General features: G+C 68.3%; 18 protein-coding genes and 2 pseudogenes. 4 read left to right on the top strand and 16 right to left on the bottom strand.

Annotated features, from left to right (window positions below; translation table 11 throughout):
* Positions 1-76: 76 nt before the first annotated feature.
* On the bottom strand, positions 77-349 hold the full coding sequence (locus JOY88_RS14425) for a type II toxin-antitoxin system ParD family antitoxin (RefSeq protein WP_293503322.1): 273 nt from the start codon (positions 347-349) through the stop codon (positions 77-79).
* A gap of 44 nt (positions 350-393) precedes the next feature.
* Between JOY88_RS14425 and JOY88_RS23115 the strand changes: the two genes are divergently transcribed.
* Positions 394-1,386: an antirestriction protein ArdA gene (locus JOY88_RS23115; RefSeq protein ID WP_367269803.1), complete on the top strand. Its 993-nt coding sequence runs from the start codon at positions 394-396 to the stop codon at positions 1,384-1,386.
* On the opposite strand, the pseudogene JOY88_RS14415 reads toward JOY88_RS23115, so the two are convergent.
* The 3 genes and pseudogenes from JOY88_RS14415 to JOY88_RS14405 all read right to left on the bottom strand — a co-directional run.
* Positions 1,309-1,803: pseudogene (locus JOY88_RS14415) on the bottom strand (integrase core domain-containing protein); the annotation flags it as partial. The gene JOY88_RS23115 and the pseudogene JOY88_RS14415 overlap by 78 nt on opposite strands.
* A gap of 65 nt (positions 1,804-1,868) precedes the next feature.
* Positions 1,869-2,363, bottom strand: coding sequence for an RNA polymerase sigma factor (locus tag JOY88_RS14410; protein ID WP_293503320.1), 495 nt, complete (start codon positions 2,361-2,363; stop codon positions 1,869-1,871).
* Between the two features lie 5 nt (positions 2,364-2,368).
* A complete protein-coding gene (locus JOY88_RS14405) occupies positions 2,369-2,971 on the bottom strand; it encodes a transposase (RefSeq protein ID WP_293503319.1) in 603 nt (200 codons plus the stop codon).
* A gap of 48 nt (positions 2,972-3,019) precedes the next feature.
* Between JOY88_RS14405 and JOY88_RS23110 the strand changes: the two genes are divergently transcribed.
* The 3 genes and pseudogenes from JOY88_RS23110 to JOY88_RS14395 form a co-directional block, all read left to right on the top strand.
* A complete protein-coding gene (locus JOY88_RS23110; RefSeq protein WP_367269802.1) occupies positions 3,020-3,376 on the top strand; it encodes a helix-turn-helix domain-containing protein in 357 nt (118 codons plus the stop codon).
* Positions 3,377-3,537: 161 nt separating this feature from the next.
* Positions 3,538-3,894 (top strand): transposase, encoded by a 357-nt coding sequence (locus JOY88_RS14400; protein ID WP_293503318.1) that lies wholly within the window; start codon positions 3,538-3,540, stop codon positions 3,892-3,894.
* 50 nt (positions 3,895-3,944) lie between these two features.
* Positions 3,945-4,376, top strand: a pseudogene (locus tag JOY88_RS14395) (IS630 family transposase); the annotation flags it as partial.
* Positions 4,377-4,662: 286 nt separating this feature from the next.
* Here JOY88_RS14395 and JOY88_RS14390 read toward each other — a convergent pair.
* From JOY88_RS14390 to JOY88_RS14335, 12 genes are all read right to left on the bottom strand, one after another.
* Entirely contained in the window at positions 4,663-6,039 is a 1,377-nt protein-coding gene (locus JOY88_RS14390; RefSeq protein ID WP_293503317.1) for a HipA domain-containing protein, read from the bottom strand.
* Positions 6,036-6,404, bottom strand: coding sequence for a helix-turn-helix domain-containing protein (locus JOY88_RS14385; protein WP_293503316.1), 369 nt, complete (start codon positions 6,402-6,404; stop codon positions 6,036-6,038). The genes JOY88_RS14390 and JOY88_RS14385 overlap by 4 nt, the downstream gene beginning before the upstream one ends.
* Before the next feature lie 597 nt (positions 6,405-7,001).
* Positions 7,002-8,051, bottom strand: coding sequence for a LytR C-terminal domain-containing protein (locus tag JOY88_RS14380; protein ID WP_293503315.1), 1,050 nt, complete (start codon positions 8,049-8,051; stop codon positions 7,002-7,004).
* Positions 8,052-8,065: 14 nt separating this feature from the next.
* Positions 8,066-9,010, bottom strand: coding sequence for a type II secretion system F family protein (locus JOY88_RS14375; protein ID WP_293503314.1), 945 nt, complete (start codon positions 9,008-9,010; stop codon positions 8,066-8,068).
* Positions 9,011-9,026: 16 nt separating this feature from the next.
* A complete protein-coding gene (locus JOY88_RS14370; RefSeq protein ID WP_293503313.1) occupies positions 9,027-10,007 on the bottom strand; it encodes a type II secretion system F family protein in 981 nt (326 codons plus the stop codon).
* A gap of 13 nt (positions 10,008-10,020) precedes the next feature.
* Positions 10,021-11,394, bottom strand: a complete 1,374-nt coding sequence (locus JOY88_RS14365; RefSeq protein ID WP_524539223.1) for an ATPase, T2SS/T4P/T4SS family — start codon at positions 11,392-11,394, stop codon at positions 10,021-10,023.
* Between the two features lie 8 nt (positions 11,395-11,402).
* Positions 11,403-12,584 carry a CpaE/TadZ family protein gene (locus JOY88_RS14360; protein WP_293503312.1) on the bottom strand — a complete coding sequence of 394 codons (1,182 nt, stop codon included), beginning with the start codon at positions 12,582-12,584 and terminating at the stop codon, positions 11,403-11,405.
* A complete protein-coding gene (locus tag JOY88_RS14355) occupies positions 12,581-13,051 on the bottom strand; it encodes a TadE/TadG family type IV pilus assembly protein (RefSeq protein ID WP_293503311.1) in 471 nt (156 codons plus the stop codon). The genes JOY88_RS14360 and JOY88_RS14355 overlap by 4 nt, the downstream gene beginning before the upstream one ends.
* The gene (locus JOY88_RS14350; protein WP_293503310.1) at positions 13,048-13,548 is read right to left on the bottom strand and encodes a TadE/TadG family type IV pilus assembly protein; all 501 of its coding nucleotides are present in this window, start codon (positions 13,546-13,548) and stop codon (positions 13,048-13,050) included. Before JOY88_RS14350 ends, JOY88_RS14355 begins: the two co-directional genes overlap by 4 nt.
* Before the next feature lie 16 nt (positions 13,549-13,564).
* Positions 13,565-14,851 carry a pilus assembly protein TadG-related protein gene (locus JOY88_RS14345; RefSeq protein WP_293503309.1) on the bottom strand — a complete coding sequence of 429 codons (1,287 nt, stop codon included), beginning with the start codon at positions 14,849-14,851 and terminating at the stop codon, positions 13,565-13,567.
* A gap of 19 nt (positions 14,852-14,870) precedes the next feature.
* A complete protein-coding gene (locus JOY88_RS14340) occupies positions 14,871-15,221 on the bottom strand; it encodes a hypothetical protein (protein ID WP_293503308.1) in 351 nt (116 codons plus the stop codon).
* 2 nt (positions 15,222-15,223) lie between these two features.
* Positions 15,224-16,948, bottom strand: a complete 1,725-nt coding sequence (locus JOY88_RS14335; protein WP_293503307.1) for a type II and III secretion system protein family protein — start codon at positions 16,946-16,948, stop codon at positions 15,224-15,226.
* Between the last annotated feature and the right edge of the window lie 22 nt (positions 16,949-16,970).

The raw sequence follows: 16,970 nt of genomic DNA, 5'->3' as shown, positions 1-16,970 counted from the left end.
TCCCTCGGCTTCAGAGGGGGCGCAAAGTAACGTCCTGCCGGGTCAGCCCGGCGCCGCGTGCGGCGACCTCAGCTCGTCATCGCGACGGCGCCGGGGTGGGGGAATTTGGGGTGGCCATCAGTGGGGGAGTTTGGGTGGCCGCCGGGGTGTACGGGACACCTTCACCGCGGTCGAGTTCGTCGTCTCCCTGCTTGATGGCCGCCTGCCAGGCACGAGTGCGCAGTTCCTCTGCCTGCATCCGGCGTACCGCATCACGGATGACTTCCGTGGCGTTGCCATAGAAGCCGGTTGCGACTTTGCCCTTGATGAAGTTCTCCATCTCGGGCGACAGGTTGATGTGCATGGTCATGGCGGCCTCCTGGCGCAAAGCTATGCACACAAAATATCCATATTATGGATATCACGCAAGAAGAAACAAGCGGGCGACCCTTTGTGCGTCGCACCAGGGCCGGGCTCTGGCCGCTCTGCGCCCTGAGCCCTGCTGCGCCGGTCTCAGCCCTTTCGGGTGACGATCCCTTTCCCATGCGGGTTGGCGGCCAAGTGACGCAGACGCCAGCCCGAGGAGCGAGACGGCTAAGGGGCGCTGGCCCTGGCGCGGATCAAGGGGTGAAGCTTCGCCAAGGGCACGGTCTCCCCAGCCTTCCTCCCTGCGGTCGTGCAGGCTGGGCGATCCCCCTCCGCGCCCGTGCCCCTTGCTCCTTTCCTCCCCGGTCTCGGCGACGGCCAGAGGCCCAGCACAGAGCAGTGCTGCGCCTCAACAGCCGATTTGGAAGGAAGACCGCCATGCAAGCCAAGCCCTATACCGCCAGCCAAGCCATCCGCATCTATGTGGCGGATCTCGCCGCCTACAACGCCGGTCATCTTCACGGCGTCTGGATCGATGCGTCCCAGGATGTGAACGCGATGCAAGAACAGATCAGCGCCATGTTGGCGCGTTCACCGGTGCCCGATGCTGAGGAGTACGCGATCCACGACTTTGAGGGCTTCGGCAGCTACCGCGTGCACGAGTACGCAGGCATCGAAGAGGTGCAAGCCGTGGCTGCATTTCTTGAAGAGTTCCCGGCGTTCGGGGCGGCGCTGCTCGATCAGGTTGGCGACATGGATGAAGCCCGCGAAACCGCCACCGAACGCTATTGCGGCTGCTTCCGCTCGCTGGCGGAGCACGCCCAGCAACTAACGGAAGAAGCGACCGAGATTCCCCTGGCCCTGACCATGGAACTGAGCGGTGATGTGCTGGTCGTCGAGTCAGCCTGGGATGAGGTTCATATCTTCTGGGCCAACTATTTGCTGTTTTCTGCTCCCTTGCGAGTGCGCCTGGACGACGGCATCGCGCTCCGGATTCAAGGTCACGGCGCCGATGGGCGTCCAGTTGCGCGTGTCGCCTGACCATCGGGCCGGATGGCGCGCACGCGCCTGAACGTAGAGCTCGTGCCGAGCCGCGAGGATCGCGGCATCGTCTCCGGCATGACGCTGGGCTGGGCTGACGTATCGGATGCCGCTGTGTCGATGCTCGTGGTTGTACCAATGCACGAATCAGTGCGCCCACTCCCGAGCCGCCTGCAGGTCAGCGAAGCCTGTATCCGGGAACTCGGGGCGGTATTTGGCCGTGCGGAACAGCGATTCGGCGTAGGCGTTGTCGTCGCTCACGCGAGGCCGTGAGTACGAGGGCTTCACGCCCAGCCAGTACAGCATCGCCAACACCGTGGTGGCCTTGAGCGTGGAGCCGTTGTCGCCGTGCAGGGTGGGCCGTGCATCGCGCGGCATGGCATGGATGCCCTCGGCCAACGCGGTGCGCTGCACGAGCCGCGCGGTGACGGGCGACTCATCGCGCGCGCCCGGCGCGGCGGGCGCCAGCGGCGGTGGCACGGCTACCAACCCTCCATCCAGCTGGCCAGCCGCAGCGTGGCCCTGGCGATGTGCTGCTGGACGGTCGCGACGTTGAGACCATGGAGCTTGGCAATCTCGACTTGAGACAACCCGTCGAGTCGGTGCGCCAGGAAGATGTCGCGTGTCCTGTCTGTCAGGCGGCTCAACCCCACGCTCAGGCGAGCCATGCGCTCCCTGGCGAGCACCATGGACTCGGCTGACGGGGCGGTATCAATCAGTACAGCCTCTTCAAGCACCACGTGCTCGCCGCGGCTCACGCTCGTGCGGTAGGCATCATGCGAGAGATTCAGCGCCGCGCGCATCAGGAACGCTTCAGGTTGCTCGAGGGGTTGCTTCTCGTCCTCATACCGGACCAGGCGCAGCCATGCTTCCTGCACCAGGTCTTCCGCCTCGTGCTCGGTTCGGCCACGACGGCGCAGCACGCCTCGCGCACGCGCCAGGATGTCCTGCCAGTTCGGCAACAGGCGGGCTGACATGGCGGTCAGGCCGCGCCGGCTCTGTAGGCCGCAAAGGCATCTTGGCCGAACAGCGCCGAGCGCTTGCGATCCAGGCGCTCCCACCTGTCTTCAAGCAGATCACGGTTCAACCTTTGGAACGCCTTGGCGATGAAGTCGGCGGCAGCGGCTTCATCGGCGAACGGCCCGGCGCGCTTTGCCGCACCAGACATGCGGCTTTGCAGACGCTGCCCGGCGACTTCGGTCCAACGAACCGCACGCCGCATGCGCGGGCCCAAGATGTCGGACGCAACCAACTCGGCCGTGGTGTTCCTGCAGACCTTGGGGTGCAGGCCGCGTATCGCTCCGAGAAGGCCATCTTCTGCGGCGGCCGCGTTGAGGCGTTCGATGCCGCGGTCGTGGAGGTTGGTGGCAATGCGCAGGGCGGTCCCCTCGCCTTCGTCACGCCAGGCACCAAGCACCTCGAACTGGCCGTCTCTGAAGAATCCGATGGCCCAGTGCCATACGGCAGCCTCGACGAATCCATCCTTCAGCGTCGGGAGGCTGAGCTTGCCGAAGCGGACGACCAAGTATCGGCAGCAGAGCGAGCGGCTGAACCAATCGCTGGTTTTCCAGAAGAAATGTGACATCGATCTCTCCATCGGCGCAACCATGCGCACATCAAGTTTACGGCATATATGCCGTGGCCCACTAGATGGATCACCTGGGAAGCTGAATGGGTGGCCCCAAAAAACCTCCCTGATAGCCGCGCGCGAGTCCAATCAGTCGCACGCGCCGATTCATTCGACCCAGTTGTCGCGGGCGCCTGCGGCGAAGTCCTTCGCGCATGGCGACTTGAACTCGAGCTTGCTCAGGACGCATTCGCCCTTCTGGCCGGCATTGATCGCTCGTACTACGGCAAACTCGAAAGAGGCGAACGTCAGCCGTCTCTCGCAGTCTTGCTGAAGTGCTCCGCTGCTTTCGGCAAGCCCGCAGCTGCCTTAGTTGAAGCGATTGAGGGGAAGTTAGCTCGACGCCGGGCGGGAGCGGATTAGCCTAGGAGGACGTCTGCCTCACACCGGGTCCACGCGCCGAGTTTGCGAAGAGCCACGACATTGCCAGCAACGGCGTAAGCGTCCTGGCAAGTCATGTTGATCCGCTGAGCCGTGCCTAGGATGCTCGTATCCATCAACGACTTGATGGGTACGTACGCACTATGGACCAAGCAGCGCCAGGCCGCCGAAGGCGAGTTCACAGCGACGAGTTCAAGGCGCAGGCCGTGCAAGCCGCGCAGCAACCGGGCGTCTCGATGGCCGCTGTGGCGATGGCTCATGGCATCAACGCCAATCTGCTGCGGCGCTGGGTCCATGAGAGGGCTCAGCCTCCTATCGACGCTGTGACCATCAGCGAGAAGCCTGTTGGCTTCATCGCGTTCCCGATGCCGGCGCCACCCGCGCCAGGCGCTGAGCCCATCCGCGTTGAGGTCCGCCGCGGCTCGACCACCATCGCTCTGACGTGGCCAGCGAGCGCTGCCGATGCGTGTGCAGCCTGGATGCGCGAGCTGCTGCGTTGATCCGCATCGACGCCGTGTGGCTCGCGACGGCGCCACTGGACATGCGCGCCGGCATCGCCACCGGCGAGGTCATCGGTGAGACGCATCGGCGCCACCGCAGCGCCGAATTCCTGCAGTTCCTGCGCACCATCGAAGCCAACGTGCCCGGCGAGTTGGAGATCCACCTGGTGATGGACAACTACGGCACTCACAAGACGCCGACGATTCGCAACTGGCTCGCCCGGCATCCACGATTCCATGCGCACTTCACGCCAACATCGGCGTCCTGGCTCAACCAGGTTGAGCGCTGGTTCTCAACCCTGACCACGCAATACATCCGACGCGGCACACATCGCTCGACGCGCCAGCTGGAGCAGGCCATTCATCAATACCTCGAGCTGAACAACGCCAACCCCAGGCCCTTTACGTGGGCCAAGTCCGCCGACGACATCCTTGCCAGCATCGAGCGATTTTGTTTGCGAACTTCCAACTCACGACACTAGGTGAATCAATCACTTAGCGCCTTTTTTCTTGCGCATAGGGCCAGCAGGGGCGGCGTGGTCGTTGAGGGGGGTCGCCTCGTCGCTCGGCCCGCGTCCAAGCTGACCGGTACGTACGGGCGTGAAGCCTTTTGACCTTAGACAACGCACCCCGTCCCGCCGGAAGCTGGACCGGCCGCTGAAGTGGCATGACGCACAGTTGCGGGGGTGAAGGACTGCGTGGCAGGTGAGCATGGGGCGCTCATACCGCTGCGGCCGACGAGGGTTTTGATCTGAACGTCGTGGCCGGTCAAAGCAGATCCTTGGGCACACGAGTGATGTCGTCCGCCCTGGACGACACTTTTTCACAGCGCCCCTGCAGCCGATCCTCCATGCTCGCCAGCACATCGGCCGGCACGCCTTGCTGCTCCAGGGTGGTGCGGGCATCACGGAGCAGCCGAGGCAACATCAAGCTCAAAGCCTTCAGACGTGTGGCGAGGTGGCGGGGGGCGACCTTGCACTGCACGGCCATGCTGGCCCATTCGAACGGCGTGAGTTCCTCGGGTGTGAAAGCATCGCCTATGCCCATGGCGAAACTGGTGCTCATGTGCTCGTGGGCAACGGACTCGACGTCGACCAGGTCGTAGGCCGGGGCCAGGGTCAGTAGGCCGGCTTGCGGGCCGACGAAGAAGGACCAGTTCTTGCCATGGGCGTCTGTATTGCCGGTGAGGACATTGAAGAGCAGGCGGTCCAGCAAATGGTTGCGCATTGCCAGGGGCGCAGGGCTGAGCTCGGCAAGGCCGAAAAGGCGCGAGAGGGAGGCGCCGTCGCGCAGGTGCTTCACGGCCTCCTGGTCGCCGTAGGCGCGCTCGTACTTGAGCTCTGGCGCGAGCCCCAGGGCTTGGCAGGCGTCGATGATGTGTAGGCGATCGATGCGGCCGTCGCTACTGCGCCGTCTGTCGAAGCGCTCAACGAGCAGCACGGGCTCGGGCACGTGCAGCAGTCGCGTTTTGGCGGTGGCGATGCCTGCGGCGGCGGCCAGTTGCATGCACGTGTGCTCGATGGCCGGCAGGTCGGCGAGGCGAGGGGCTGCCGGCGCCGGCTTGAGGATCACGGTGGAGGCAAAACCGTCGCCGTTGGCGAGGAAGAGAGCCCCCGCGTCCTCGTAGACGGCGATCTTGTCCTGCAGGCCGGCAATCGACAGGCGCACCTTGCCGTCCCAGATCGCGAAGGGCTGCTCGGGGCGGTTGCGGATGCGCGCGCTCAGTTCGGCCAGAGGCAGTGGGCGCAGGCGCGGCGCGTCGGATGCGGTCGGCGATGTGCCGTCGGCCAGCGTGACGCGTAGCGCCCCTGCAGTCTCGGCTCCTAGTGCCACTAGCAGCCCGGCGAGATTGCCGCGGGCCACGCCGTTGGCCTGGGCGGCCACTTCGAGCGCCTGGCCCTCGGGCAGCAGGTTCTGGAAGAAGGCGCGGGCGATGGCCGAGCGCGTCGCCACGGGCAGCTCGCCAAATGCTTTGGCGCCCGTCGCGTGGGTGGCGGCGAACATCGGCATCTGCGGGCTCAGAGGGAAGTTGCGAGGCGACTGCGGCCAAGTCTCTGCGTAGCTGAAATCGAAGAGATTGTTCGGCGCGTCGTGAGACAACGTGCCGACGCGGTCACTGCCGGCCCAGATGGCGAGCTGGATCATGCGGGACGCTCACGGTCGATCGGCGCGTTGAGTGGGGCGGGTTGCTCTGCCTCTATGCCACCCCAGGGGGTGGGCTGCGCCTTGCGCAAATCCTGCAGCAAGGTGGCAGCTTCGAATTTGACGGTCAGCGGCGTGGCGAACACGGCTGTGCCAAGGTCCCGCGCCACACGCAGGGCAGTGCCGAGCGCGACGGTGCCTTTGCCGCTTTCCAGGTCGCTGAGCGTAGCCTTGCTGATGTCTAGGGCCTGAGCGGCTGCTTCCAGGCTGATGCCAGCGCTGGTGCGGGCGGCGCGAACGGCTTGGCCAAAGGCTGCGGCGTCTCGGATCAGCGGCGCGGGAAAAGGCTCAGACTTCACCTTGCGCATCATCTCTCCTGGTTTGGCGGGATTATACGCATTCGTACTGCTCGAAGATCTATTTCGGATGGTTTGGTGGTTGTTTTCGGTTAACAGGGGCGCAAGGTGCTAAAAGGCTGCTTTGGCAGTTGTTTAGAGACGTTGTGGGGGGGTGGTCAGGGGATGTGGCCCATGGTGCGCCGTCTGTCTGCAATGCCCACCATCCATAGGTGCCGTCTACGGGTGGGGCGTCCATCCCATTGCTCACGCGCTACCCGCACGTCGTGTGCTATCTGGAGCGCGAGGAACACATCGATGTGGGGCGCGTCTTGCACGGCACGCGGGGCATCCCCGCACTGATGCGTGCGGACGGCGACGCTGCGGATTGAGCCCGGCCGGCACGCTGGCGTTGCGGGGTTGGTAGACCAGGAAACATTCAGCTTCCTGGGGTCAACGTTCATCTGCGGTATGCCACGGTGGGGAGCTTTCCAGCTTCAGCGCCACACACGACGGGATCGCACGCAGGCCAGGCTTCGGGAGCTGAAGGTCGAACTGCGCCGCCGCATTTGCATTTCGGGGGGCGCAAAGCGACGTAATCGCCCCGCCCCATTCAACGGTAGAGACGCTTCAGCAGCCGCCAGTGGCGGCGCGGCAGGGCGAAGTCCGCGGCCAGTCCTGGCCGAGCAGCAGCCGCACGTCGCTGCGCAGTCCTGGTTGCAGGCGAGTGCCGGCGGCCACGCCGTCAGGCAGGGCGAGGGCCACGCGCTGCGCTGCGGCCTCCTGACCCGTGCGGTACTGCAGCACGGTCCGGGCCTCGGCGTAGGGCAACTGGTTGCTCAGCCGCGCGCGGGGCAGACCCAGCGTCGTCAGCCGCTGCCCAACGCGCCCGGCCATGCCGGCAATGCCGTTGCCGTTGCTGACCTCCAGGCTGAAATGCGACGGCATGTCGGCTGCGCCAATCGCGGCCTGCGCCAGCTCCGTGTCGGGCGACCTGTCGCGCGTTTCGGTGGCGGCCTGGGAGGCAAGCATGACCGGTGCGGCCGGGTCGGCGACTGTTTGCGCGGCTGGCTCCGGTCGGGAGGCCAGCGTCAGGCGCGCCGTGGCCTCCTGCAGATTGGCCTGGGCAATCGCATTGCCGGGATCGCGCGCGAGCACGTCGCGCAGCGGCCCCAGCGCCTCGGCGGGGCGGCCCGCCAGCATCAGCACATAGGCCAGGTTGTTTTGCAGGCGCTGGCGCTGCGGAGCCAGCGCCAGCGCATGGCGTAGCGCGGCCTCGGCCTCGTCGAGCCGGCCCAGGTGGGCCAGGGCCTGACCCAGGCCGTCATAGGCCTCGACCAGCTCCGGCTCGCGCGCCAGCGCACGGCGGTAGGCGCCGGCCGCACGTTCCCAGTCGCGACTGCCATCGAAATAGCGACCCAGCGCCAGATAGGCCTGGGCCGGCAGCGGGCTGTCCTGCACGCGATAGAGCGGCTCGACCTTCCACCAGTTCTTGCCCAGGCTGGGCTCCAGCGCGGCGCAGCCGGCCAGCAGCGCGCCGGCCAGCAGGACCAGGCCGCCCACGCCACGGTGCATGGGACGCGGCCGGGCCGGCTTGACGACGGCGGTCCGCTTCCGGGGCGGCGCGGGCGCCCTGATCGGCAGGGCCGCGGGCGGGGCGAACTTGGCTTGGACACGCATGGCCGGCCTCCGTTTCAGTTGCCGCCGCTCATGGTCGGCAGCAGCACGCGGTAGATCTGGATCATGGCCGGCCCCATCAGCACGACCATCAGCGAGGGGAAGATGCAGAAAATCAGCGGAAACAGCAGCTTCAGCGCGATCTTGGCGGCAGCCTCCTCGGCGCGCTGGCGGCGGCGCGTGCGCAGCATCTCGGCATGGATGCGCAGCGAGGCGGCGATGCTGGTGCCGAAGCGTTCGGCCTGGCCGATCATCGTGACGAAGCCGTCCACCTCCTCGACGCCGGTGCGGATCGCCAGATTGCGCAGTGCGCGCTCGCGGTCGGCGCCGGCACGCAACTCCAGGTTCACCAACCGCATCTCGTCGGCCAGCGCGGCGCTCTTGAGCTGCAAGTCGTCGGCAACGCGCAGCATCGCGGCCTCGGTGCCCAGGCCCGCCTCCATGCATACGGTCATCAGGTCCAGCGCGTCCGGGAAGGCCTCGAAGATCTCGCGCTGGCGCAGCTTGACCATGCGAGCCAGCACCAGGTTCGGGCCGTAGTACCCGAGCGCGGCTAGCAGCAGCAGGAGCAGCATCATGCCGTCGCCGCGCGGCGCGTCGCCGCTCATCTCCAGCAGCGCGAAACCGAGCAGGGGCAGGCCCAGGGTCAACAGCGTCTTCAGGCCGAAGAAGGCCGAGGCGGCGATGGGGCTGCGGATGCCGGCATGTACGAAGCGCAGCTTGATGCTGGACTTCTCGAAACCCTCCTCGGGCATGGAGAGGCGACCGATCGGGCGGGTCAGGTCGGCGATCAGCCGCATCAGACGCTCGCCGGCCGGGGCGCGCTGCCGTGCCCCCCCCGCGCCCAGCTCCTGCAGACGCTGGCGCGCCGGGTCGGGCCGTAGCAGCGCAGTCAGACCCAGCACGCCGAGCGTCACCAGCACGAAGATCAGGGCCAGTATCAGCAGCTGCAGCATGGACATGGCGCTTCTCCCTCGCTCAGACGCGGATGCGGATGATCTTGCGCATCCACAGGATGCCGGCGGCCATCATGAACAGCGCCACCGCGACCATGCGCAGGCCCAGCGGATCGGTCCACAGCACAGCCATGAACTCCGGGTTGACGATGTTCACGACCAGGCCGACCCCGAAGGGCAGGGCGGTCAGGATGATGGCGGAGAGGCGGCCCTCGGCGGACAGGGTGCGGATCTCGCCCAGCAGCTTGAGCCGCTCGCGCACCAGGGCCGCGATCTTGTCGAGCAGCTCGGCCAGGTTGCCGCCGGACTCGCGCTGGATCATCACCGCGACGACGAAGTAGCTGACATCGGCGATGGGCAGGCGCACAGCAAGGCGCGCCAGCGCCTCGTTGGCCGGCACGCCGTAATTCATCTCGTCGAACAGGATGCGGAAGTCGCGCGCCAGCGGCGGCGCGATCTCGTCGGCCACCATGCGAACCGCGGAAGGGAAGGCATGGCCGGCGCGCATCGCGCGGCTCATCAGGTCCAGCGCATCGGGAAACTGGCGTTCGATGCGCGCCACCCGCTCGCGAGCCTGCTTGGCTACGCGCCACCAGGGCAGTGCCGCCAGCACCAGGGCCAGCACCAGGCCAAAAGTCGGAGGCTTGCCCAGCAGCCGCGGCAGCAGCAGGCCGCAGGCGCCCAGCGCCAGCGACAGCAGCAGCAGCTCGGCTGGCGAGCTCGACAGTGCCGCGGCATTGACCAGCCGGCGCAGGCGCTGACCCGGGCCGAACTGGGCCAGCAGCGCATTCAGGCGCGGCAGCCGTTCGGGCTGCTGGGCGCGCGCGATGCTGGAGGCAGCGCCACCGCCGGCCGGCAAATCGCCGGCCAGTGCGGCCAGCCGGGCGGCAACGCGGCGCGCCTCGGCGCTGTGCCGCGAGGCCCAGAGGTTGTAGGCGCCCTCGAGGCTCAGCACCACGGCCAGGAAGGCCAGCGCCGCGAACAGGATCAGGCTCAGGTCCATGATGCGGGCTCCTTCAGACATCCAGGCGGTGTGGCACGAACAGGGTCTGCGACAGCTCGACGCCACGCGCGCTCAGCCGGTCCCAGCAGCGCGGGCGCACGCCGGAGGCGCTGAAGTAGCCCTGCACCGCGCCGTTGGCGGCAACTCCGGTCTGCTTGAAGCTGAAGATCTCCTGCAGCGAGACGGTGTCGCCCTCCATGCCGGTCAGCTCCTGGATGCTGGTGATCTTGCGGGTGCCGTCGGATAGCCGGTTGGCCTGCACGATCACGCCGATCGCGTAGGCGATCTGGGCGCGTGCGGCCTTGGCCGGCAGGTCCACACCGGCCATCGCGATCATGCTCTCCAGCCGCGCCAGCGCGTCGCGGGGTGTGTTGGCATGCACCGTGGTCATCGAGCCCTCATGGCCGGTGTTCATCGCCTGCAGCATGTCCAGCGCCTCCGCGCCTCGGGTCTCGCCCAGGATGATGCGGTCCGGCCGCATGCGCAGCGCATTGCGTACCAGGGCGCGCTGCGCCACTTCGCCTCGCCCCTCGATGTTGGGCGGGCGCGTCTCCAGTCGCACCACATGGGGTTGCTGCAACTGCAGCTCGGCGGCGTCCTCGACCGTCTCGATGCGCTCGCTGGGCGGGATGGCGGCGCTCAGGATGTTGAGCAGGGTGGTCTTGCCGGAGCCAGTGCCGCCGGAGATCAGGATGTTGGCGCGCGCCTGCGACAGCGCGGCCAGGAACTGCGCCATCTCGGGGGACATCGAGCGGAACTCGATCAGGTTCTCGGCCCTCAGCGGCACGGCGGCAAAGCGCCGGATCGAGAGGACGGGACCGTCGATCGCCAGCGGCGGAATGATGGCATTGACGCGCGAGCCATCCGGCATCCGTGCATCGACCATCGGGCTGGATTCGTCGACTCGCCGGCCGATGCGCGAGACGATCTTGTCGATGATCTTCATCAGGTGCTCGTCGTCGGCGAAACGCACGTCGGTGAGCTCCAGCCGGCCGCGGCGCTCGACGTAGACCTGCGCATGCGTATTGACCAGGATGTCCGACACGGTGGGGTCGGCCAGCAGCGGCTCGATCGGGCCGAAGCCCAGCATCTCGTACTGGATGTCGCGCACCAGCGCGCGGCGCTCGGCGGCGTTGAGGACCAGGTTCTCCTCGAACAGCAGCCGCTCCACCATCTGCCGCAGCTCTTCCTTGAGCGAGTCTGCGCCCAGGCCGTCCATGGCTTCCAGGTCCAGCCGCCCCAGCAGCAGCTGATGGATGCGCGACTTGGTCGCCTGGTAGGCCTGCGTCGGCGCGCCGGCAGTCTCCTCGGGCGGACCGTCGGCGCCGTTCATGCCGTGCGACATGAACCCCTGGGTCGCGGCGCCCAGGCGCTCGCGCAAGCTCATCGAATCCTTCATGCGGATGCTCCCCGGAACAGGCCGGACAACCAGCCGCGCTGTGGCACGGGTGCGTCGGGCGCGATTTGCGCGGCCAGCTGGCGCAGCGCCTTGGCGATGCTGCTACCCGGCGCGATGGTCTCGACCGGCACGCCCTGGTTGACCGCCGAAGCGACGGCCTCATAGTGGTTGGGCAGCACGATGGGCTCGGCGATGCCCATCGTGCGGCGCAAGTCCTCAAGGCTGAACGGACTGTCCTTCTGATGGCGGTTGACGATCCAGTGCACCTTGTCGGCCGGATAGTCCAGCGAATGGAACAGGTCGCGCAGCCGCTTCCCGTCGCGGATGAAGGGCAGCGTCAGCTGCAGCACCGCGAAGATCTTGTCGGCCTGGTCCAGCACCGCCAGCGTCGCGGCGCTGAGAGAGCGCCCCACGTCGACCACGACGAAATCGAAGCTTTCGCGCGCCTGCCGCAGGATGGCCTGCACCTGGGCGGGAGAGACGTCGGCCGCATGGGCCGGATCCTCCGGCGCGGCGAGCACCCACAGGCCCGGGCCGGCTTCGGCCATCGCGGACTGCAGCAGGTCGGCGTCCAGGCGCGCGATGTTGCGCGCCACGTCGGCGACGTGGCTGGGCGGTGTCTGCGTACCCAGGAACAGCGCGGCGTCGCCGAACTGCAGGTTCATGTCGATCAGCGCGACGCGACGCCGGCCGCCGGCCGCCAGCAGGTGCGCCAGGTTGGCCGCGACGAAGGTCGCACCGCTGCCGCCCTTGCAGGACACCAGCGCCAGCAGTTCGCCGTTGCGCACCGGCTCCGGCGCGGCCACTGCGCCCGCCGCGCCGCGCTTGCGGCGCAGCCGCCGCAGCGCGGCCAGCACCGCATCGCCGGACGATGCGGCGGGCAGTACTTCGCGCACGCCGGCCCGCATCGCGCGCATCAGGAAGTCGGGCGAGAGTTCTGGCGCCACCAGCACCACGTCGACCTCGGGATGCTGCGTGGCCTGGCGCTCCAGTGCCAGGAAGTCTTCCGTGGACATGATCTCGGCCAGCAGCAGGTCGGGCCGGCTGCCGTTGACGATGGCGTTGACGTCGTGCAACGGCTTCTCCAGCGCCGTAACCGCGAAGGCCGGATCCGCGTGCAGCGCCTCGGTCCACGCGCGGGCGTGGGCGGCATCGGGGGTGACGACCTTGACTCTCACTGGCACACCTCGTTGGATGCGCTGCTCATGTACTCCTTGCGCAGCGTGGTGGCGAAGGCCGGCATCGTGAGTGTCAGCGGCGAGAAGGGGATGATCGCGTGGTGCGTGTAGCCCGTCAGCGCCACCGTCACCGCCTTGCAGTCCGCCGTCGTGCAGGTGTTGGCTGCGTTGGGCGGGTTGAGGTAGGTCACGGTGATGTTGGACGTGGTCAGCGTCGGCAGCCGGCTGATCATTCGGGACTTGATGTGGCTGTCGTTCATGTCGCAGACCACGGCCAGCCGCGCGCCGTAGCGCGTGGCCTCGACCGCCGCGTTCCAGGTCCACAGCAGCCGGCCCATCTCCATCGCACCGAGCACCAGCATGCACAGCAGGCTGCTCACCAGCGCGAATTCCACCGCCGCCGCGCCACGCTGCGCGCGGACGCACACGGTGGTGGCGGGAGCTGCAGGCGCACGATGGGCCGTCATAGCTGTGCCCTCATCGTCACCGTGATGGTGTTGAAGTTCATGCTCGGGATCACGAAGCCGACCACGGACGTGTAGGGGTAGCTCTGGATGTTGGCGGTCACGAGGTTGACCGTGCCGCTGCCGGTGAGCTGGTTGGCGTTGGTCGACGGGCACAGCGTGGCGTCGCAGATGTTGACCATCGCGGTCGTCAGGCCGGGGAGTAGCGCAGTGCCGCTGCAGTCGGTGGTTTCGTAGACGGCCAGGCAGCGCGCCTGCGCGGCGATGGTCGAGTCGCCAGGGCCGTGCTGCGACAGGTGGCGGGCGGCGTCGCGCACCGACTTGTCGATCATGTTGTAGCTGAACACCGCGCGGCCCAGCTCGCTCGCGCCGAAGACCAGCAGGATCAGCGGCGTCATCAGCAGGCCCAGCTCCACCGCAGCCACACCGCGGCAGCGCGCGCGGCGGCCCGCGCGCGGGCCGGTGGTCGCGGCGCCGGGGGCGGGTGGGGGGGAGGGCACGGGTGCCATGTCTGCCTCACTGGACGAGCGCCGGGACCATGGGCCCCGCGCTGGTGGTGTCGCCGGCCACGCCGGAGGAGGCGCAGGGGCTGCCCGCGGCGGTCGACATGCCGATGAACTCCACGTTCATCGGGTTGTTGGGCGAATCGATGGGCTGCAGCATCAGCACGCAGGCCCAGCCCTGCACAGTGGTCGTGTGTGTGCCGCCGGTCAGCGCCGAGCAATCGATGATGGGCGCGCTGACCAGGCGCCGGTCGGCGCCGTACTGCGTGTGCTGCGCGACGGTCGTCGTCGGGTTGTAGGCGTTGCTCAGGCTCAGCCCGGTGAGGCTGTTGCCCGCCGCGACGCTGCTGCCGTAGGGCGTGTGCGAGGCGCGCCGCGTGATGAAGTCGCCCACTGCGTTCTTGCCGGAGGGCCAGTTGGTCGTCGTGTAGGCGTAGCCGGTGAAGTCGGGCGGCGCGTTGGTGACGTTGGTCGAGCCGGTCTGGTACAGCCCGAAGCGCGAGTTCCAGGCCTTGGCCGCGGCGTTGCCCATGTTGCCGGGCTGGCCGACCGGTGTGGTGATGTTCAGAGAGCACATGCCGTTGCCGGTGAGCAGCCCTGCGAGCACGGCCTCGCCGCCGGCGGGCGGGTTGAAATTGATCCAGTTCCAGTTGCCGCCCCCGTCCTTGAAGCGGCCGCCGACCCAGGCGCCCGGCGTCAGGCCGAAGGGCGGCGAGGACGTGGCGCTGGTGCCCGTGCCCATGCACACACCCAGTGGCACGGCGCAATTGCTCTGCGCCGGCGTGAGCGTGGCCGTTGCGATGGCGGTGACGCTGCTGGCGCCAAAGCCCATCACCCGCATGAAATAGGGCGCGAAGCCACCGCGCGTCAGCGTGCAGCGCGCGTACTTCGAGGATGCCGCGGCCGCGCCGGCCGCGCTCCACAGGCTGCCCGCCGCGAGCGAGCTGCCGAAGCCGACGGTGATGTTCGCGTCGACGATGGCCGAGCCCTGGAAGCCGACGCGGTTCTGCTTGGCAACGGTGCGGCCGGCGGCCTCGGCGCGCGGGAAGGCCGCCGCGGGGATGCTGGGCGCGCCGGTGAGCTCGTAGCTGGCGGCCAGCGCGCAGGCATCGGCGGCGTTCTGCAGCTCGGTCTTGGCCAGGTAGAGCCGGCCTCCGTCCACCGCCAGGCCGAGGAAGCCCACCATCACTGCCAGGAGCAGCGCCACCACCAGCGCGACGGCGCCCAGCGAGCGCTCGCGCGACTGGTGCCGGGGGCGGCGCACGGGGCGCGCCGGGCGCGGCGGGGGGCGGGCGGACATGGCGGGTCTCCCGGCTGCGTCAGCGGTCGTTGCCGCCTGCGCCGACGCCGATGTTGATGATGTTGGTCGGCGGCGGCGCCTTGTACGTGTCGAGCGCGCGCCCGCCGGCCTCGCGCATCAGGCGGCCGTCGGTCTTCGCGGTCAGTGCGGCGTTGCGCGTGGGTGCATTCGGGTCCAGTACCTGCTGCGCGATGAGGGCGCGGCTGGCCTCGCCGAAGTGGCGGTCGGTGTCGGGCGTCGTCGTGGCAGCGCAGCCGCAGAGCAGGGCTGCGGCCATGGAGAGCACGCTCAGCGTGGCGGTGCCGGCGATGCGTTGCGCCGGATGGAGGGAGGGCGCGCGGTCGGCGCCTCGGGTGGAGTCGCGGTTCATGGTCACTCCTTGTCGAAGCCGCCCTTGGCGGGCTCGGCGGCGGCGGCGGCCTTGTCCGGCGCGGGTGCGTCGGCCGGAGCCTTGCCCTCGAGCCGGCCCTTCAGGATGAGTTCGCTGCGGGTTGGCGGCACGTACCCGTCGGTGGGCAGGCGGTAGTCGGGCGGCAGTGGCTTGACCAGGCGCGGCGTGATCACGAAGACCAGCTCCGAGCGGTCTGTCTGGAACTGCGTGCTGCGGAACAGCGCGCCCACCACCGGCAGCTCGCCCAGGAAGGGGAAGGCCTTGATGTTGGTCGTGGTGTTGTTCTTGATCAGCCCGCCGATGGCGAAGCTCTGGCCATCCATCAGCTGGACCGTGGTCTCGGCCTTGCGCGAGGTGAAGGATGGCAGCACCGAGTTCAGCGCACCCGCGCTGATCTGCACACCGGTGGCGTTGAGCTCGGAGACTTCCGGTCGCACACGCAAATGGATGCGGCTGCCGCCCAGCACCGTGGGCGTGAACTTCACCGAGACGCCGAACTCCTTCTCCTCCAGCGTGACGGTGCTGCCGCCGGCGCCGTTGTTCTGCACCACCGGGATCAGGATCTTGCCGCCGGCCAGGAAGCTGCCGGTCTGGCCGCTGATGGCCATCACCGTGGGCTCGGCGAGCACCTTCACCAGGCCGTCCGTCTTTTGCATGTTGAGCTGGGCGTTGCTCACGCCGCGGCCCGGCACCGTCCCGTAGGTCGTCGTGTAGGTCGGGCGCCCGGAGGCGTCGTAGGTGACGGTGACGTTGCCGCCGGTGATCCCGTTGACCGGCACCGTGCCACCGACGACGGCGTCCACCGAACTGAAGGGCACGCCGCTGGGCCCTGTGCCCGAGATCTGCCCGAGCACGCCTGTCGCGCCACCCAGGATGCCGCCCAGGAAACGCACCATGGAGCCGTCGCCGGGCGCGTAGGCGCGCGAGAAATCGATGCCGAAGGCGTCCAGCAGCGACTTGGACACTTCCGCCACCTTGACCTCCAGCATCACCTGCTGGGGCGCGGCGACCTGCAACATGTTGACCACGCGGGGGCTGGTTTCCTTGCCATTGCCGTGCACATAGGCGTTGGCCAGGTCGATGGCGCGCGTCAGGGACTCGCTGTCGGAGACCTCTCCTGTCAGCACGATGGAATCGAAGGCCGCGGCGACGCGGATGCCTGGCTCCTGCGGCAGCAGCTGATGCAGGGTCTCCTGCAGCGCCGCCGTATCCATGCCCACGACCACGTCGAAGGAAGTGCAGGCGCCGGCGCGGTCCAGCATCACGACGTTGGTCGAGCCTATGGTCTTGCCCAGCAGATAGATCTCGGTCGGGGCCAGCAGCACCACGTCGACCTCAGCCACGCCCGGGCGCGTTTCCTGCGCGACGGGAGGGACCTTGACCGCCTCGTCCTTCTTGGGCGCGGCCTCGGCCGGGCGGGCGGCGCGGGCGTTGTCGGGATTGCCCAGCAGGATGCGGGCGATGGGTTGCGTGGGCTTGACCAGCGTGGACTTGCCCACCGGCACCGTCACCAGCGGCCCGACATCGACCCGCGAGCACACCGGGCCCGGAGGCGGCACCTGCGCCGCCGCCAGCCGCGTCGCCGCGATCGCAACCGAGGTGCCGGCCGCGGGCGGCGCGGCCAGCGCGCCGGTTGCGGCCAGCGCGAGCATCAACGAACTCAGCGCGGCCAGGGTGGCCGGCGCATGGTGTGGTGCGGCGCTCACGCCTGCCGTGGCGCCCGGGCGC

It is taken from the genome of Roseateles sp., from assembly GCF_019237615.1.
In the GTDB taxonomy this organism is placed as follows: domain Bacteria; phylum Pseudomonadota; class Gammaproteobacteria; order Burkholderiales; family Burkholderiaceae_C; genus Pelomonas.
The sequence above is the reverse complement of the archived record's forward strand: the minus strand, read 5'-3'. Positions and strand labels throughout refer to the sequence as shown.

Coding starts and splice junctions, on each gene's coding strand:
- JOY88_RS14345 (WP_293503309.1), bottom strand. CDS start 14,851: ATGTCCGCCCGCCCCCCGCCGCGCCCGGCGCGCCCCGTGCGCCGCCCC.
- JOY88_RS14405 (WP_293503319.1), bottom strand. CDS start 2,971: ATGTCACATTTCTTCTGGAAAACCAGCGATTGGTTCAGCCGCTCGCTC.
- JOY88_RS14410 (WP_293503320.1), bottom strand. CDS start 2,363: ATGTCAGCCCGCCTGTTGCCGAACTGGCAGGACATCCTGGCGCGTGCG.
- JOY88_RS14340 (WP_293503308.1), bottom strand. CDS start 15,221: ATGAACCGCGACTCCACCCGAGGCGCCGACCGCGCGCCCTCCCTCCAT.
- JOY88_RS14400 (WP_293503318.1), top strand. CDS start 3,538: ATGGACCAAGCAGCGCCAGGCCGCCGAAGGCGAGTTCACAGCGACGAG.
- JOY88_RS23115 (WP_367269803.1), top strand. CDS start 394: ATGGATATCACGCAAGAAGAAACAAGCGGGCGACCCTTTGTGCGTCGC.
- JOY88_RS23110 (WP_367269802.1), top strand. CDS start 3,020: ATGCCGTGGCCCACTAGATGGATCACCTGGGAAGCTGAATGGGTGGCC.
- JOY88_RS14380 (WP_293503315.1), bottom strand. CDS start 8,051: ATGCGTGTCCAAGCCAAGTTCGCCCCGCCCGCGGCCCTGCCGATCAGG.
- JOY88_RS14390 (WP_293503317.1), bottom strand. CDS start 6,039: ATGATCCAGCTCGCCATCTGGGCCGGCAGTGACCGCGTCGGCACGTTG.
- JOY88_RS14425 (WP_293503322.1), bottom strand. CDS start 349: ATGACCATGCACATCAACCTGTCGCCCGAGATGGAGAACTTCATCAAG.
- JOY88_RS14385 (WP_293503316.1), bottom strand. CDS start 6,404: ATGCGCAAGGTGAAGTCTGAGCCTTTTCCCGCGCCGCTGATCCGAGAC.
- JOY88_RS14355 (WP_293503311.1), bottom strand. CDS start 13,051: ATGACGGCCCATCGTGCGCCTGCAGCTCCCGCCACCACCGTGTGCGTC.
- JOY88_RS14375 (WP_293503314.1), bottom strand. CDS start 9,010: ATGTCCATGCTGCAGCTGCTGATACTGGCCCTGATCTTCGTGCTGGTG.
- JOY88_RS14370 (WP_293503313.1), bottom strand. CDS start 10,007: ATGGACCTGAGCCTGATCCTGTTCGCGGCGCTGGCCTTCCTGGCCGTG.
- JOY88_RS14365 (WP_524539223.1), bottom strand. CDS start 11,394: ATGAGCTTGCGCGAGCGCCTGGGCGCCGCGACCCAGGGGTTCATGTCG.